The sequence below is a fragment of the Kribbella sp. NPDC020701 genome (assembly GCF_055562215.1).
In genome coordinates this window covers 25,227-41,209 of record NZ_JBVHFT010000007.1, presented here as the reverse complement: position 1 = coordinate 41,209, position 15,983 = coordinate 25,227, and the positions used below count along the sequence as shown (strand labels likewise).

The following is a 15,983-nucleotide window of genomic DNA, read 5'->3' as shown; positions in this document are numbered from 1 at the left end:
CGACCCTAACCGGCGGCGGCGCCGTCGCCCCCGGTGACGAGCCGCCGGAGGCCGGCCTTGTCGATCTTGCCGACGTTCGTCCGCGGCAGCTCGGCGACCCGGACCACGCGCTCCGGCCACTTGAACTTGGCGACCCCGAGGGCGGCCAGATGCTCCTGGACGCCGGGTACGTCGATCGCCTGCTCCGCGACCACGAACGCGCACGCCCGCTCACCGAGCCGGGGATCGGGCATCGCCACGACCGCGGCCTGGGAGATCGCCGGATGGGCCAGCAACAACCGCTCCACCTCGTCGGCGCTGATCTTCTCGCCGCCACGATTGATGACGTCCTTGATCCGGCCTTCGATATGCAGGTACGCGCGGCCGCCGTACATGCCCCAGCGCGCCAGATCGCCGGTCCGGTAGAAGCCGTCGGAGGTGAACGCTGTCCGGTTGTGCTCGGGCGCGCGGTAGTACCCGCGGATCGTGTAGGGACCACGGCAGCACAGCTCGCCGGTCGCACCGTCCGCGACCTCGCGTTCGCTGCCCGGCTCCAGCAGCTTGATCTCGTCGAGCGGGCTCAGCGTGGTGCCGACCGTACGGAGCCGCGCTTCTCGTGGATCGTCCAGGTTGCTGATGCAGAACAGCCCTTCGCCCATGCCGAACAGCTGCCCCGACCAGATCCCGCGGCGTTCGAGGTCGTCGAACAACGCATCCGGCACCTTGGCGCCCGAAAGGACCACCTGCCGGAGTGAAGGCAGCGCGTCGAGGACACCGGCGAGGGCGCTGAAGTGACCGTGCCCGATCAGCACGGCGTCGGCCGCGGTCCGCGCGATCAGCGGCACCCACTGCACCGGGTCGGCCGTTCCGAGTACGAGCGTGGCGCCGACGCTGGCCGCGGCGTGCACGGCGCAGGTGACCCCGGCGTTGTGCACGATCGGAATCAGGTGCGCGATCCGCGTCTCGTCGGTCCACCCGAGCCGTTCGGCGTACGCCGCCGCGTTGTACCAGTACTCCGCATGCTGCCGGGGAATCAGCTTCGGCGTGCCGGTCGTGCCGCCGGACAGCTGCAGCACAGCCAGCTCGTCCGGACCGACGCCGGCCTGCGCGGTCGCGACCAGCGCGCGAGCTTCGGCCGGGTCGAGGTCGGCACCGAGTGACTCCAGCGGTACGCCGGCCGCCGCGGGCTCACCGATCGTCAACAGATGCTCGAGAGCCATTCTTGCGCCGAAGGCAACGAGGTCGAACGGCAGGCCGGCCTCGACCAGATGCGCCCGGGCCTCGCACTGCCGGCTGATCGCGCCGATCTCGTGCTCGCGATGCGGAGCCAGCGTTGCGACCGGGACCAGGGCGGCCTTGAGCAAGGCATACCAGGCAACCACCGACTCCAGCCGGTTGGTGAGTTGGAGCAGCACGCGATCCCCCGGACGCAACCCGATCCGCAGCAGCCCGGCCGCGATCCGGTCGGTCCGCACGTCGAGTTCGCCGTACGTGATCGAGCCCTCGGCGGCAACGACCGCGACGCGATCGTTGTTCTGGGCAACGACTCTGGCGAGCTGGCCGGGGATGGTGAGCGCGTCCCACAGCCCGGCCGTGCGGTACGCCGGGTCCTGCGCCGGGAAGTCCTCGACAGCGGTGCTCATCCGGCCTCGTTCCGGAGCCGGACAGCGTCGGCCCGGCCACTGACCAGGGCCGCCGCACCGAGCTCACGCTCCGCGCGGGGCACCAGGACCTCGACCCGGGCCGCGGTCTCCTGCCGAATCCGTTCGGCGACGTCGAGCATCGTCAGTACGGACTCCCGATCGTCGTCACTCGTCAGCAGGACGGCCGTAGCGTCGATGTCCTTGATCAGCGTGTCTGCTGCGGGGCCCCACGGATCGTCGATGTCGACGAACACCTCGGGAAGCTCTCCGACGCCAGGAGATTGGTGCCGGAACACCCAGTCGACGAGGCCGTCAGCAGGTATGTCCGCGCGCCCGGCGTAGTGAGCGACCGCGCGACCGACAACCTCCGGTGCGGTGACAGCGAACCGGTCCAGGCTGACCTTGCCGGCCCGGGTCATGTAGGCGACCCACAGTCTTTCGACCGGTAGCTCCAGCCGGGCGGCGAAGGAGTCCCACCACCGCATGCTGCGCAGCGCGGTCGACTGCAGGTGCTCGACCGCGGGTCGCCGTGCGATCTCGTACTCGGTCAGCGCGATCTCGAGGTCGGGAGCGGCGTCGAGCGCGTCGACGAGCGCGATGCCGTCCTCCATCGCCAGCTTCGTGCCGGAGCCGATGGAGTAGTGCGCGGTGTGTACGGCGTCGCCCAGAAGGACCACGTTCCGATCGTGCCACCGTTCGCAGCTGACCGTCCGAAACCGCATCCACCTGGTCCGGTTGCCGATCAACCGATGACCGTGCAGATGGTCGGCGAACGCGTCGGAGAGATAGTCCAGGGCCGCCTGGTCGTCACCGTCGTACGGCGTCTGCTCGGTGGTCACGTCGAACCCCGCACGACGCCAGGTCTCCTCGTCGGTCTCGACCAGGAACGTGCTGCGGTCCGCGGCGTAGGGGTAGGCGTGTGCGACGAAAGTGCCGTGCTCGGTGGTTGCCGGCGCGAAGAGTGCCGTGGGCAGGGCGACATCCGTGCCGGCCCAGAGGTAGAGCGCGTCCGCGGTCGTCACGGAGCTGCCGACGACCGGGAGCTCCTCACGAGTGGCGCTACTGACACCGTCGGCCGCGATCACGAGGTCGACCTCTCCGGCCAGGTCGGTCGCACACCCGCGGTCGCCGTACTCGAGACGTACGCCGGCGGCCGCCGCATGCTCTCGCAGTACGTCGAGCAGTTGGCTGCGGCTGACGGCGATCAGGTCGTCCGAGGCGAGGGTGACCGCGTGGCCGTCGACCACCATCGACATCTCGTGCGAGTGCGCGATCGACAGGATGCCATCGAAGGACTCGGCATCGGCGGCCTGCAGGTTCCGTTGGGTGCGGGTGGCCAGACCGACGCCGAAGCCGAAGGTGTGGCGAGGTTCGATCTGCTCGATCAGCCGGACGTCGCAGTCCGGCATCCGGAGTCTGAGCAGGCGGGCGGTGTAGAGACCGCCCGGCCCGCCGCCGAGCACCGCAACGGTCCGCAGCCTCAAGACGGACTCCCCACGGGCGTGAAACGGGAGACGTCACCGACGTGATCCGGATGTGTGGCCGGCACGATCGCGGAGTAGATCGCGGTCCAGCACCCCGGGCAGCAGAGTTGCCGGAAGACGACCTCGGCGTCGACGTACTCGGTCGGGTCGGACGTGACCTGCGGTCCCGCCTCGTACGACGGCCCGTCGTACCGGGCCAGGGCAAGCGTCGTGTCCGTGGTCGTGTCGGCGATGCCCTGTCCGCAGTGCGCGCAGGCCACGGTGGTTCCGTGCAGGACGAGGTTGTCGTCGAGTCGCTGTGCCGCGGCCGGGTCGATGCGTGGACCGTTGGTGCTCCCACCGGTCGAGCGATCCCGGCGTACGGAGCGAACGGCGGCGCGCGCCGCTTCGGTGCCTTGGGCATCGATCGTTCCGTTGCGGAGGACGACGCCGTACACGGACTCGGCCGCGGCGGCGCTGACCTTGTCCTCGTGCACATCACGGGCGACCGCCTCGGGCTCGCGCAGCAGCGGATCGCCGTACCCACCGCCGCCCTGCCAGTGCATGTAGAGCACCTCGCCGGGCGCGAGATAGGACTGTGCATAGCACGGACCGAGCTCGACCTCGGCGCCCAGTTCGCCGACGGACTGGGGAATCCGGCCGGTCTTCAGCAGGCTCCCGACATCGGCATTGCGGGCCAGTTGCTCCAGGCCCGTGTTGCCCGGATAGCCACCGGAGAGACCGGCGTTCTGCGCGACGGCCTTGCCCGCCGAGGCGAGGACCAGACCGGCCGGTTGACTGGAACCGTGCAGCGTGACCGCCAGCGAGGCGCTGACGCCGCCGCGCCGGCGACCCGGACCGCCGGAGTCCGGCTCCTCACGCCGCCACAAGGTGAGCAGCGGATAGAGGAACTCGGTCATCTCGACATCGGGTACGCGGCCCATCGGGATGCAGAAGAGCCCGCCGGTGTCCATGCCGTCGGTGTCCGGGCGGGCGCCGTACCCGCCGGCCATCGGCTCCATCATGATGTTGAGGAACGGCATCGGCACCTGGCCGCGCTCGTCGAGCCCGGCCAGGACGGCGGTGTCCCAGGTGCCGCAACACGCAGCTTGCACGCTCTTGCCGAGATCCGCATCGCGTTCCAGCAGCTGCGAAAGGCACTCGGCCACCAGCGTCCCGGTCAGCCAGGCGGGCCCGATCGGTCCCCGGCCAACGGCCGCTGGGTACGACGCGTTGTTGATCGTGCCCTCCTCCGAGACCAGGTCGAAGCAGCGCATCAGACCGCCCGCGGACCAAGGGATGTCGTGCGCCAGCATCGGCAGCAGTGCCAGCATCACGCCGCCGCGCATGCCCGCGTAGGTGCAGTTGATCATCCCGGCCTGCGGATCGGTGCCGGTGAAGTCGAAGCTGAGCCGGTCGCCGGCCTTGGTCATCGCGACGGTGATCTTGTGGACGCCGCGGTCGCCTTCGTGGGACTGGTCCTGGTACCCGGTGGCCCGCCAGGTGCCGTCCGGCAGACCGGACAGCTTGCCGCGCAGCCGGCCTTCGGCGTCGGACATCATCCGCTTCATCACGGCCTTGACCGTGTCGGCGCCGTACTGGTCGATCACCTCGGCGAGTCGTTTGCGGCCGACCGAGTTGGCGCCGATCTTGGCCCGCAGGTCGAGGCTGACCAGCATCGGGACGCGCGACCGCCGTACCCACAGGTCGGCGACGTCGTCCTGCAACCGGAAGTCGCGGACCACCTTGACCGGTGGTGTCGGCAACGATTCGGAGAAGACGTCCTGTGCGGCCGGGCTGAACGAGCCGAGGCCGACCCCGCCGAGGTCGGGCTCGTGGCAGATCGCGCTGGTCCAGGCGAACAGCTCGCCGTCGTGGAAGATCGGCTGGAAGACGATGACGTCGTTCTGGTGCAGGCCGCCACCGACCCAAGGGTCGTTGCAGAGGAACATGTCGCCCTCCTGGATGCCCGGGTTGGCGGCCCGGTGCTGGAGGGTCCAGTAGATGGCGAGGTCGACCGCGCCGACGAGCATCGTGTTGTAGAGACCGACCTGGACCTCCTGGCCGAGCTCGTCGCAGATCGCGAAGTCGAAGTCGTTGGCGTCGGTGACGATCGGCGAGCCGGACATCCGCTGCAGCGCTTCGCCCATCTCCTCGGTGACCGACCAGAGCCGGTGCCGGATCACCTCGTAGGTCAGTGGGTCGAGGGCGTCGATCCGGTCCTGACCGACCGAGTGCACCTTCAGCGTCTGCGGCAGCTGGGCGCGCAGCGTCTCGGGTTCGACGGGACGGCTCGCGAAGTGTTCGGAGCCCGGGATGGCCATGGTCATGTCAGTTCTCTTCCGAGTCGGTGCTGATCACGAGGTTGCCGAGGTGATCGACGACACCCCTGGTGCCCGGTGGGACGACGACGGTGGTGGTCGAGACCTCGATCACGGCCGGTCCCTCGATGCGATGGCCGGCGCCGAGTGCGCGGTAGTCGTAGATCGGGGTGTCGACGTACCCGGTACTGGCGTTCAGACAGACCTTGCGATGCTCGAGCAGCGCGGCCGTGGGGTCGGTCGTCTCGGCGTCCGCGAGCTTCGGCAGCGCGGGGGAGAAGGGGAGTACGCCGGTCGCCCGCACCCGGAACGTGATCGCCTGGACGCCGGCCGCGGCGAAGCCGGTGCCCTCGCCGTACAACTCGGCGTACCGGCGGTCGAAGGCGTGCGCGATGCCGGTGACCGAGGCGTCGTCGAGCTCGCCGCCCGGCACCTCGACCGCGACCTCGGCGAGTTGCATCGTGTACCGCAGGTCGAGCGACCGGACGATCTCGATCCGCTCGAAGCTCAGCCCCTGCCGGGCCAGGCCGTCGCGAACCTGGGCCTCGAGCGTGGCGTAGGTCCGCTCGGCGCGGACCGGGTCGAGCGGCATCGCCGTCGGGTCGGACAGTTCCGCGGTGAGCACCACGTCGGACGACGCGAGCCCGTACGCCGAGAACGCCGATGCGACCGGGCCGAGCGGCACGACCACGTCGGCGACACCGACCTCGCGGGCGTACGACGCGCAGTACGCCGGTCCGGCACCGCCGAACGCGTAGAGAACGAAGGACCGTGGATCGTGTCCGGCCTCGACGACGGCCTTGCGCAGCAGGTCGCCGGTCTGGGCGTTCTGGACGGCGTAGATCGCGGCCGCGGCGTCTTCGACCGACAGGCCGAGCGGCTCGGCGATCCGGCTGCGGATCGCCTCCCGGGCGGCGTCGAGGTCGAGCGCCTTACGGCCGCCGAGCAGGCCCTTCTCGGGGAGGATGCCGAGGACGAGGTTCGCGTCGGTGTTGGTGGGTTCGGAGCCACCGGCGCCGTAGCATGCGGGGCCGGGGACCGACTGGGCGCTGCGCGGTCCGACCTGCAGGTTGCCGCCCTGGTCGATCCACGCGATCGCACCGCCGCCGGACCCGATCGCGTGCACCTGCAGGGTCGGCACGTTGATCGGATGGTGGTTGATGACCGTCGTACTCGCCCGGACCGGCTCGCCGTCGACGACCAGGCCGACGAGGAACGTCGTACCTCCGACGTCGGTGGAGATGATGTTGCGGTGACCGAGTTGCTCGCCCAGTGACACGGCACCGACAACGCCGCCGGTGAGAACCGATCCGACCGTGCTGATCGCGTAGCTCGGCGCCTCGGCGGCCGCGATGGCGCCGCCGTTGCTCTGCATGACCAGCAGCGGTCCGGCCAGACCGGACTCGCGGAGCCGGCCTTCGAGGTTGCCCAGGTAGTCCTCCAGGCCCGGCCCGATCTGGGCGCTCATCACGGTGGTGGCGTTGCGGGCGAACTCCCGGATCCGTGGACTGATCTCGCTGCTGAGCGCCACGAAGGCCCCGGGGTCGAGCTCGTGGACGATCTCGCGGACCCGCTGCTCGTGGGTGGGATTCCGGAACGACCACAGCAAGCTGACGGCAATCGAGCGGATGCCGTCGGCCAGCAGTGCACGCACCGCCGAGCGGACCGATTCCTCGTTCAGCGGCACCAGCACGGTGCCGTCGCGGTCGATCCGCTCCACGACCTCGACCGCGTGGCGCTTGGGGAGCAGCGTGTGCTGTTTGCTCTGGCCCAGCACGTTCTGCAGCTCGTCGGGAGCCGACCCCAGGTAGCGGCCCTCGACGTTCATGATGAACAGTGAGTCGCGGTGCCCGACAGTGGTGATGAACCCGACGTCCGGGACGTTGCCCATCACCAGAGCGTTCAGCGACGACGTCGTGCCGTGCGCGATGTGGTGCGTCTCCGCGAGCATCTCCTCGACCGATGCGTCCAGCTGTTCGGCCAGCCCGGCGAGCACCTCCAGCACCCCCTGCGAGTAGTCCGCGGGCGTCGACGGCGCCTTGGCCGCCACGATGACGCCGGCGCCGTCGTCGAGCACTCCATCCGTGAACGTCCCACCGACGTCGATACCGATGACGTACGTCATGACTCACCTTCCGGCCGTAGCAGTAATACCAGCCACGCTAGAGACCACTCAACACAAGTGTCAATACTTCGACACTGCCGTCGCCTCACGATGCGCGGCTCCGGTCGTCAACGGTTCTGCAGCTTGTAACACTCAGCGTGTTGACAACGAGGTTGCGATCGCTGGCCAGCTTCCGGGGACCGGTGTGAGTCGGTGTGCGGCTGGTAGCGATTGGTTTGGGTGGGGAGGAAAGGTACGGCCGTGGGCATGACACTGGGGAGGTATGTCTACTGGAGCTGTTGCTAATTCGGTGCAGTTGCCGCCGTTGGAGAATCCGAACGAGCGGGCGGCGGTTGGTGCGGAGTTGCAGGTGGTGCTGAAGGATCTGATCGATCTGTCGCTGGTCGGGAAGCAGTTGCACTGGAGCGTGGTCGGGGCGGCCGCTCATGGCGTGCATCTGTTCCTTGATGAGTTGGTGGAGGAGTGGCGCGAGCTGGCAGATGTTGTCGCTGAGCGTGCGGTGACGTTGGGTTTCGTACCCGATGGACAGAGCTCGGCGGTGGCGGCCGGGTCGCGGGTTGAACCTGTGGAGGTCCGGTCGCTGGCTGATCATGCGGTGGTCTGGGAGCTGGGCCGGAGGGTGGCGGCGGTGGCTGAGCGGATCCGGGCGCGACTCGAGTCGATCGGGGCCGCGGATCTGGTGACGCAGGACGTACTGGTCAGGGTGGTTGGGGCGTTGGAGAAGCAGCAGTGGCTGTTGCGGATGCAGCTTGGTGAGAAGGCCTGATGGCTGTCACCAGAGGGTTCGTCGGCCGGCGTACTGCGGATTCTTCGCGAGTACCGCCCGGGCAGTACGTCACGCGGGATTTCCCGGTGTTGTCGGCCGGGCCGACGCCGTACACACCCCTGGACGCGTGGGACTTCACGGTCCGTGGAGCAGTCGACCATCCGGTCTCGTGGTCGTGGGCCGAATTCCAGGCATTGCCGCGCGAGACGTTCACCGTCGACATCCACTGCGTGACGAAGTGGACGAGGTTGGACATGGTCTGGTCGGGAGTGTCCCTCGACGCCTTCCTGGACGCGGTGCCGCCCCAGGCGGCCTATGCACTGGCGTTCTCCGACGGCGGCTACACGACGAACATTCCGGTGGCGGATCTGAGCGGTCGGAAGGCATGGATCGTCGACGAGTACGACGGGCGCCCGCTTGATCCGGAGCATGGCGGGCCGGCGCGACTGCTGGTACCGCACCTGTACTTCTGGAAGAGCGCGAAGTGGATCCGTGGTCTGGAGTTGCGCACCACCGATCAACCCGGCTTCTGGGAGATGTTCGGCTATCACAACCATGGAGACCCGTGGAAAGAGCAGCGCTACTCCGGCGACTGACGTGGCAGACAGGCACGGTGATCTCTACGACCTTCGAGACTCCGCGGGTGAAGAGCATCACTCTCGCCGTGCCTGATTGGCCCGGGCATCATGCAGGTCACGTGGGTTACAAGTGCACGGGTTGTGGCCGTACCGGGGTCATGGCGGAGATGGTGGTGTACATGTCAGGACCCGGCACGGTAGCGCGATGCAGGGACTGCGACACGATTCTGCTGATCCTCACCGAACGCCATGGGATGTACTGCGTCGACTTGCCCGGAATGCCACCGACAGCGCATGACCGCACCACCTTCACCTTGAAAGGCGCCTGATGACCATCCAGCACCCGCCCGACCCGACCGCCGCCGAGATGGCGAAGCATTTACCGCCGGCGATCACGAAGTACCTGCGCGAGGCCGATCCCCAGCACAAGGCGAACGCTCACGACCTGCTGGCCGCCTTCGCCACCGACGCCACGGTGATCGACGACGACGGCACCGCCTACACCGGTCACGACGAGATCCACCGCTGGCGGGAGACCGAGACCAGCGAGTACGCCTATACGGTCGAGGTCAGCCACGTCGAGAAGTTCGACGACTCCCACTACGTCGTCACCAATCACCTGGAGGGTGACTTCCCCGGCGGTGTCGTCGACATCATCTACCGGTTCACCCTCGCCGACGGTCTGATCACCAAGCTTGAGATCGCTCCCTGACTCCGTCGCCTCGCGTCAGGCATCGAGGGTGCTGCAGAACAGCCTCGGCCGTTCTGCAGCACCCCCGCCCGACGGCATCGCAGTACCGACGAGAGATGTACTACGGACGAACGCTGATGATGATCTTCCCCTTGAGCCGCTCGGTCGAGTTGAAGGTGGTGACGGCGTCGTCGAGAGATGCGACGGTACCGATGTTCGTCCGCAGTCGCCCGTCCCGCACCCGCTGGACGACCTCGGTCAGCAGGGCGCGATCGGCCTCGACGACGAAGTCGATCGCCAGGCCGTCCGCGGGCCGTGACTCCGGCGGCCCGACGACGGTGACCAGCGTTCCTCCGGTCTTGATCAGGGCCGCGGACCTCTTCTGGATGTCGCCGCCGATGACATCGAACACCAGATCGACCAGCCCGATGTCCTCGAGGGAGTCCTTGGCGAGGTCGACGAACTCGTTTGCGCCGTAGTCGAGCGCCTTCTCCCGGTCGGCGGCGCGTCCGGTGCCGATGACATACGCACCGGCCTCGCGGGCGAGTTGCGTCACCATGGTGCCGACCGCGCCGGCTGCACCGTGCGCGAGGACGGTCTGCCCGGATTGCAGGCGGCCGTGCTGGAACAGTCCCTGCCAGGCGGTCAGTCCGGAGATCGGCAGGCTCGCGCCGACGGTGAAGTCGACGTCGCCCGGGAGTGGTGCGAGGTTGCGTGCCTCGATCGCCACATACTCCGCCAGGGTTCCGTCGCGATGCCAGTCGGCGAGGCCGAACACGCGCTGTCCCACTGACAGCCCCGTCGTGCCATAGCCGAGTGCGGTGACCACTCCGGCCAGTTCGTGCCCGGGGATCGACGGTGATCGGTCCCGGTCGGCACGGTCGGTCCAGGTCGACGGCCACTCCAGCTCGGTCGGGACGTAGCCCGAGGCATGAACCTCGACGACGACGTCGTTGATCGCCGCCGGCGGCTCGGGACGCTCCCCCAGAGTCATCCCTGCCGTCCCCGCTGCCTGGTCCGTCACCACGATCGCCCTCATCGGGCACCTCCTTGTATCCGGTCTTTTGCCTACGCGGCACTTTCGGCTCGTAAGCATTCGCGGCGCCACACCCTCGACGTCTTACCACGCGAGGGATGGGAGTTGGGCAGATCGCGAAATTGTTTCGATGCGGGCCGTAAGATCCGTGCCTGTCCAACCACCAACGGATATCTGTACAGAGCACCGACGGATTCTGATCAACAGGTAGAGGTGAAAGTCATTGACCGGGTGGAGGGAGGGGCTCGAGCGATTCCTCGCCACCGACCCGAACGACGTCGGGTGTGACGAGGCGATGGCTGCTCTGCACCTCTATGCCGAACTACTCGCGGCCGGAGTCGGCGCTGCCGAGCACTATCCCGGACTGGCGGCGCACCTTGCCGCCTGTGCAGCATGCGCGGAAGATGCTGACGGGCTGCTAGCCGCTGTGCGGGACCACGATCAGCACAGCGGCGACCGGGATGACAGCGACCAGTGACCCGATCATTCTGACCAGGCTGAACTGAGATCGCGGTCACAGCGAGTTCTGCGGAACCCGGGACCAAATCAACTGCCTGCGATGTTGTTCCCAGTGACGGCGCAGCCAGCGACGTCAGAAAAGGAGAAACCGTGTCACACGACTACAGCAAGACTCCGGAGGCGATCAGTCGCCTCACCGACAGCCAGTTCCGCGTGACGCAGAAGGACGGGACGGAACCCGCATTCCGGAACGAGTACTGGGACAACCACGAGCCCGGGATCTATGTGGATGTGGTCTCCGGCCAGCCGCTGTTCTCGTCGACCGACAAGTACGACAGCGGTACCGGGTGGCCAAGCTTCACCAGGCCGATCGCGGCGGACACAGTTCGCACAGTTAGGGACAGGTCGCTCTGGATGACCCGCACGGAGGTGCGGTCCACTGGAGCCGACAGCCACCTCGGTCATGTTTTCGATGATGGCCCCGCCGCGGCGGGAGGCCAGCGGTACTGCATGAACTCCGCCGCACTGCGCTTCATCCCGGTCTCGGAACTGGAGAGTCAGGGGTACGGCGAGTATCGGTCGCTGTTCGAGACGGCGGACACGTCCAGCGACATCACGAGCACAGAGGAGCATGCATCATGACCAGTGGAATCGACGACACCGGGCAGGTCACCCGCAAGCCGGGCACCGAGACAGCCGTCCTCGCCGGCGGGTGCTTCTGGGGTGTGGAGGACCTCATTCGCCGGCAGCCCGGCGTACTCGAGACGCGTGTCGGGTACACGGGCGGGCAGAACGACCATGCGACGTACCGTAATCATCCCGGGCACGCCGAAGCCGTCGAGATCGTCTTCGACCCGGCGAAGACGACGTACCGCGACATCCTGGCGTTCTTCTTCCAGATCCACGACCCGTCAACGGTGGACCGTCAGGGCAACGACATCGGCACCAGCTATCGCTCGGCGATCTTTCCGCTCACACCGGAGCAGGAGAAGGTCGCTCGCGACACGATCGCCGACGTCGACGCCTCGGACCTGTGGCCGGGCAAGGCCGTGACGACGATCGAGCCTGCGGGTCCGTTCTGGGAGGCCGAGCCGGAGCACCAGGACTACCTGATCAAGTACCCGGCCGGTTACACGTGCCACTTCGTACGCCCGGACTGGGTGCTGCCGCGGCGCGCCACCACCGCCTGATCCGACCCGAGGGTGTGCCCATCGCCGACGCGACGGGCACACCCTCACTGGTTCCGTGGTGTCGCGGAGATCCTCGCGAGCGGGTAAGCAGGGGTGGATCGGCGGTCACCAATGAGTCGAACACAGTCGAGCGGGAGAGGCCCGGGCGCGATGAGTGAGATGTTGCAGGGAATCCAAGCCGATGACGGTGCAGCGGTTGCGGCTGCCGATATCCCGAAGGCGGTGACGGCGGGGCGGTTGGTGTACGCCGACGGTGCGACTCAGGTCTTCGCGATCGACGGGCGGACGACCTATACCGAACGAGGCGGCGACAGTTCGGGAGAGTGGTACGTCGATGGCCAGGGCCGGTTCTGTTCGTTCTGGCCGCCGTCCTATCGAGCCTGTTACGTGCTTCGCTGGATGGTTGAGGACGGGCGGATCGTCGGACTCGGATTCACCGGGCTCAGCGATGGCGTGAGGTTCGAAGGCCGCTACGAATAGCGTCCGCGACCAGTGTCTGCAGAGCGGGAATCACGTCCGTCTCGAACCAGGGGTTCTTCGCCTGCCACCGGAAGTTCAGGGGTGAGGGGTGCACCAGCGGGATCCGGTCCGGCGCATAGTCTCGATAGGTGCGGACGGTCTCGGTGAGGTTCTTCTTGGCGCTGGCACCCAGATAGTGCTTCTGGGCGTAGCTCCCGATGAGGACGGTCAGACGAACGGCCGGCATCAGCGTCAGGATCCTCGGGTGCCACAGCGACGCGAACGCCGGCCGCGGCGGGAGATCGCCGTGTGTGCCCTTGCCCGGATAGTAGAAATCCATCGGCAGCAGCGCGATCGTGTCCGGGGCGTAGAACTGGGCGTCGGTGACGCCCAGCCATTGCCGCAGTTTGATGCCGCTGGCGTCGTTCCACGGGATCTGGCTGTCCTGAGCCTGCTTGCCGGGCGCCTGGCCGATGACAACGATCCTCGAGCCCGGCGATGCGGAGTAGATCGGCTCGTAGCCGCGTTCCTGGCCCACGCGTTCGAGGCGTGGTTCCTGATCTCCTGGCGTATCGCAGTGAGTTCGTCCATCCGGATCTCCCGTCCGGTCGGGGTGTCGCGCCCGACGCATATTCGTGTCAGCTGACCTGACCCCCTTGGCACGGCCGGATCCTGGGCCTGGATCTGCGATTCGCCGGCCGACCCCTCGGCTGCCGCAACAAACAGGACTGGATCGACCAGTTGTCGACCAATCACCAGGATCGATCTGTGAGTGATTGGTCGTGTTTCGGCGTGAGTTGCGTCGCTCAGCTCTGAGTGGACGGAGTCATGAATGGACGGTATCGTCCATGTCGTTGTTCCACCGTTCGACACACCGACGTGCCGGACCTTTGATCACTACGTTCCGCTGATCGCCGGAGATCCATGAAGAGCGAAGGTTCCGAGTCGTTGTCGCAGGTACGGGTGGTTTCCGCAGAGGTTGCCCGGGAGAACCGTGCCTGGGTTCGCGACCTGAGCAGCTGTGGGGATCGGCGTGAGCTTGCGAGCCGGCGCTTGTACGAGGTTCTCCTGCGCGCCGCGAGAGCGGAGGCCGGCCGACGGGCGGCGAGGCTGCGGCTCGTCGGCCCGGAGTTGGACGACATCGCCCACCAGGCCGCCGCGGATGCACTACTGGCGATCTGCGGCAAGGTCGAGACGTTCCGCGGTGATTGCAAGTTCACCACCTGGGCGTACAAGTTCGTGATCTTCGACGTGGCGGCCAAGGTCAACCGGCACTTCTGGCAACGTGCCGGCGTCGCGTTCGACGAGGAGGACTGGGACCGCCTTCCCGCACGGCTGGGGATCGAACCGGAGGCGCATGCCGAGAGCCGGGACCTGATGACCGCCGTACGTCGCGCCGTCGACGAGAATCTGACGGCGAAGCAACGGATGGTTTTCGTTGAGCTGGTGCTGAACGGTATGCCCACCGATGTGCTCGCCGATCAGCTCGGCGCGACACGCAATGCTATCTACAAGGTGATGTTCGACGCCCGCCGGAAGCTGCGCGCCGCGTTGGTCGACGCCGGCTACCTGCCGGAGCAGCAGATCGCGTGAGCAGTGTCGGCGGACGGGCAGGACGAGAGATCTGCCGGTCAGGAGGCACCTGACCGAAGACTTCCCGGTGTTGTCAGTGAGCGTGACACCCTGATCCCCAAGGACAAAAGGGAGTTCACGGTCATCTCCGAGACCGGCGAGTACGGGCGGGCGGCCGCGGCCTACCCGACGATCACGCGCGCGGTGTCGAACGCGAAGTACCCGGTGAAGTCGTGTCCGACCGTTTCGATCGCCGACCGCTTGGGATGCGGGTAGCACCATGCAGCGTCGAGGTACTGATGGTGCGGCGTCTCCACACTGTAGTAGCGAGCCTGCCCCTTCCAAGGGCAGACATAGGGAGTTGCGCTCTCCTGCAAGGTACCGATCGTCAGCGAGTCCGGAGGAAAATACCGACTTCCTTCGATCGAGATGACGTGTTCACTGTCTGCGTCGGCGAGTAGAACGCCGTCGATCGTCGCACGCACTGTCGTCCTTCCGGTCAAGGTGTTCGCAGACTCTGTGTCCTGTCGAGGCATCGGCCTTACCGGCCGCCACCAGGGTCGGGTGCGTTGCGGTCAACCGCAGCCGGCAGCCCGAGATCCAGCAATGCCGCTCGATCTCGTCGACGAACGCGGACAGGTCGAACCCTCTTCGAGCCCGCGCAAGCCGTATCGGATCGCGGTTCACTGGAAGCGGGCTGGACATTACTTGACGATCTCGTCGTAGAAACTGTTGATGCCGTCAACGATCTCCTGCAGGCAGTCCTCGGTCGCGAAGTGTCCGGAGTCGAGGCGGACCAGCTGCGCGTCAGGGAGATCGCGCAGGTAGGCCTCGCCGCCGGCCGGGGTGAAGAAGATGTCGCCTTGACCCCAGAAGATCAGCGTTCTGGGCTGGTCACGGCGCAGCCGCCGTTGCCAGGCAGGGTACTGCGCGGCGTTCGTCCGGTAGTCGAAGAAGAGATCCAGTTGTGCCCGGCGCGCGTTCGGCCGGGCCAGGAAGTGCAGATCCAGATTCCAGTTGTCCGGGCTGATCTTCGTCGGATCGGGATGGCCGGTGAGGTAGATCGCTTTGACGGTTTCCGGTTCGAGCAAGGCGTCGAGCGGCGCTTCGTTCTCAGCGTTGCGGTCGGTCCAGAAGGCGTGACGCATCCCGTCCCAGATCTCGGTGAACCCCTCTTCGTAGATGGTGGAGTTCTGGATGACCTGCCACTGCAGCCAGTCCGGATGAAGCGAGATCAGCCGGTTCCCGATCGGTCCCCCGTAGTCCTGCATGTACAGCCCCATCGGTCCGGTGAAGTCGATGGCGAGCAATGCCTCGTCGACGATCTCTGCGAGGTGGTCGAAGGTGTACTCCCACTCCGCCGGATCTGGCATCTCGGTGTTCCCGAAGCCGGGGTAGTCGATCGAGACGAGGTGGAACCTGTCGGCAAGTGCGGGCATCAGGGTCCGGAACTGGTGGGACGAGGAGGGGAATCCGCCCAGTAGCAGGAGTTTCGGCGCTCCCGGCTTCCCCGCTTCGCGGTAGAAGACCTCCAACCCACCGGCAGACACGGTCTGAAAACTCGTCATCGGCACTCCACACTCATTCCACAGGGGGACGTGATCGAGCGCTCGCTGGTCAGCGGCATCGTTCGGGATCACCTGATCGGTGCGGCCACCCGCGCTCGTACGAATTGGCCACGGCGACAGATCGGTTTCTTAC

17 protein-coding genes are annotated in these 15,983 nt (G+C 67.1%); 9 read left to right on the top strand and 8 right to left on the bottom strand.

Going from position 1 to position 15,983, the window contains the following annotated elements:
* Positions 1–5 precede the first annotated feature (5 nt).
* Genes ACZ3HV_RS17965 through ACZ3HV_RS17950 form a run of 4 tightly spaced genes read right to left on the bottom strand, consistent with a single transcriptional unit; the run spans position 6 to position 7,531 of the window.
* Entirely contained in the window at positions 6–1,622 is a 1,617-nt protein-coding gene (locus ACZ3HV_RS17965) for a (2,3-dihydroxybenzoyl)adenylate synthase (RefSeq protein WP_465685619.1), read from the bottom strand.
* Positions 1,619–3,106 (bottom strand): FAD-dependent monooxygenase, encoded by a 1,488-nt coding sequence (locus ACZ3HV_RS17960; protein ID WP_465685617.1) that lies wholly within the window; start codon positions 3,104–3,106, stop codon positions 1,619–1,621. Before ACZ3HV_RS17960 ends, ACZ3HV_RS17965 begins: the two co-directional genes overlap by 4 nt.
* Positions 3,103–5,415, bottom strand: a complete 2,313-nt coding sequence (locus tag ACZ3HV_RS17955) for a hydantoinase B/oxoprolinase family protein (RefSeq protein WP_465685615.1) — start codon at positions 5,413–5,415, stop codon at positions 3,103–3,105. The genes ACZ3HV_RS17960 and ACZ3HV_RS17955 overlap by 4 nt, the downstream gene beginning before the upstream one ends.
* Before the next feature lies 1 nt (position 5,416).
* Positions 5,417–7,531: a hydantoinase/oxoprolinase family protein gene (locus ACZ3HV_RS17950; protein WP_465685614.1), complete on the bottom strand. Its 2,115-nt coding sequence runs from the start codon at positions 7,529–7,531 to the stop codon at positions 5,417–5,419.
* 262 nt (positions 7,532–7,793) lie between these two features.
* On the opposite strand from ACZ3HV_RS17950, the gene ACZ3HV_RS17945 reads away from it, so the two are divergent.
* The 4 genes from ACZ3HV_RS17945 to ACZ3HV_RS17930 are packed head-to-tail and all read left to right on the top strand — an operon-like array spanning position 7,794 to position 9,587.
* Positions 7,794–8,297 carry a Dps family protein gene (locus ACZ3HV_RS17945; protein ID WP_465685612.1) on the top strand — a complete coding sequence of 168 codons (504 nt, stop codon included), beginning with the start codon at positions 7,794–7,796 and terminating at the stop codon, positions 8,295–8,297.
* Positions 8,297–8,893, top strand: a complete 597-nt coding sequence (locus ACZ3HV_RS17940; protein WP_465685610.1) for a sulfite oxidase-like oxidoreductase — start codon at positions 8,297–8,299, stop codon at positions 8,891–8,893. The genes ACZ3HV_RS17945 and ACZ3HV_RS17940 overlap by 1 nt, the downstream gene beginning before the upstream one ends.
* The gene (locus ACZ3HV_RS17935; RefSeq protein ID WP_465685608.1) at positions 8,782–9,204 is read left to right on the top strand and encodes a DUF6510 family protein; all 423 of its coding nucleotides are present in this window, start codon (positions 8,782–8,784) and stop codon (positions 9,202–9,204) included. The genes ACZ3HV_RS17940 and ACZ3HV_RS17935 overlap by 112 nt, the downstream gene beginning before the upstream one ends.
* Positions 9,204–9,587 carry a nuclear transport factor 2 family protein gene (locus ACZ3HV_RS17930; protein WP_465685606.1) on the top strand — a complete coding sequence of 128 codons (384 nt, stop codon included), beginning with the start codon at positions 9,204–9,206 and terminating at the stop codon, positions 9,585–9,587. The genes ACZ3HV_RS17935 and ACZ3HV_RS17930 overlap by 1 nt, the downstream gene beginning before the upstream one ends.
* A 100-nt stretch (positions 9,588–9,687) precedes the next feature.
* On the opposite strand, the gene ACZ3HV_RS17925 is transcribed toward ACZ3HV_RS17930, so the two are convergent.
* Positions 9,688–10,605 carry an NADP-dependent oxidoreductase gene (locus tag ACZ3HV_RS17925; protein WP_465685604.1) on the bottom strand — a complete coding sequence of 306 codons (918 nt, stop codon included), beginning with the start codon at positions 10,603–10,605 and terminating at the stop codon, positions 9,688–9,690.
* Positions 10,606–10,825: 220 nt separating this feature from the next.
* Here ACZ3HV_RS17925 and ACZ3HV_RS17920 point away from each other — a divergent pair, with 220 nt between their 5' ends.
* The 4 genes from ACZ3HV_RS17920 (at position 10,826) to ACZ3HV_RS17905 (ending at position 12,731) form a co-directional block, all read left to right on the top strand.
* Entirely contained in the window at positions 10,826–11,080 is a 255-nt protein-coding gene (locus ACZ3HV_RS17920) for a hypothetical protein (RefSeq protein WP_465685602.1), read from the top strand.
* Positions 11,081–11,211: 131 nt separating this feature from the next.
* Positions 11,212–11,703: a peptide-methionine (R)-S-oxide reductase MsrB gene (gene msrB / locus ACZ3HV_RS17915; protein ID WP_465685600.1), complete on the top strand. Its 492-nt coding sequence runs from the start codon at positions 11,212–11,214 to the stop codon at positions 11,701–11,703.
* Positions 11,700–12,251, top strand: a complete 552-nt coding sequence (msrA, locus tag ACZ3HV_RS17910; protein ID WP_465685598.1) for a peptide-methionine (S)-S-oxide reductase MsrA — start codon at positions 11,700–11,702, stop codon at positions 12,249–12,251. Before msrB ends, msrA begins: the two co-directional genes overlap by 4 nt.
* 150 nt (positions 12,252–12,401) lie before the next feature.
* Positions 12,402–12,731, top strand: a complete 330-nt coding sequence (locus ACZ3HV_RS17905; RefSeq protein WP_465685596.1) for a hypothetical protein — start codon at positions 12,402–12,404, stop codon at positions 12,729–12,731.
* Here the strand turns inward: ACZ3HV_RS17905 and ACZ3HV_RS17900 are convergent.
* Positions 12,694–13,248: a uracil-DNA glycosylase family protein gene (locus tag ACZ3HV_RS17900; protein ID WP_465685594.1), complete on the bottom strand. Its 555-nt coding sequence runs from the start codon at positions 13,246–13,248 to the stop codon at positions 12,694–12,696. The two genes, ACZ3HV_RS17905 and ACZ3HV_RS17900, sit on opposite strands and share 38 nt — an antisense overlap.
* 386 nt (positions 13,249–13,634) lie before the next feature.
* Between ACZ3HV_RS17900 and ACZ3HV_RS17895 the strand changes: the two genes are divergently transcribed.
* On the top strand, positions 13,635–14,303 hold the full coding sequence (locus ACZ3HV_RS17895) for a sigma-70 family RNA polymerase sigma factor (protein ID WP_465685592.1): 669 nt from the start codon (positions 13,635–13,637) through the stop codon (positions 14,301–14,303).
* Positions 14,304–14,464: 161 nt separating this feature from the next.
* Here the strand turns inward: ACZ3HV_RS17895 and ACZ3HV_RS17890 are convergent, their stop codons facing one another.
* Positions 14,465–14,767 carry a DUF427 domain-containing protein gene (locus ACZ3HV_RS17890; protein ID WP_465685590.1) on the bottom strand — a complete coding sequence of 101 codons (303 nt, stop codon included), beginning with the start codon at positions 14,765–14,767 and terminating at the stop codon, positions 14,465–14,467.
* Between the two features lie 219 nt (positions 14,768–14,986).
* Positions 14,987–15,850, bottom strand: a complete 864-nt coding sequence (locus ACZ3HV_RS17885) for an alpha/beta fold hydrolase (protein WP_465685588.1) — start codon at positions 15,848–15,850, stop codon at positions 14,987–14,989.
* Positions 15,851–15,983: the final 133 nt, after the last annotated feature.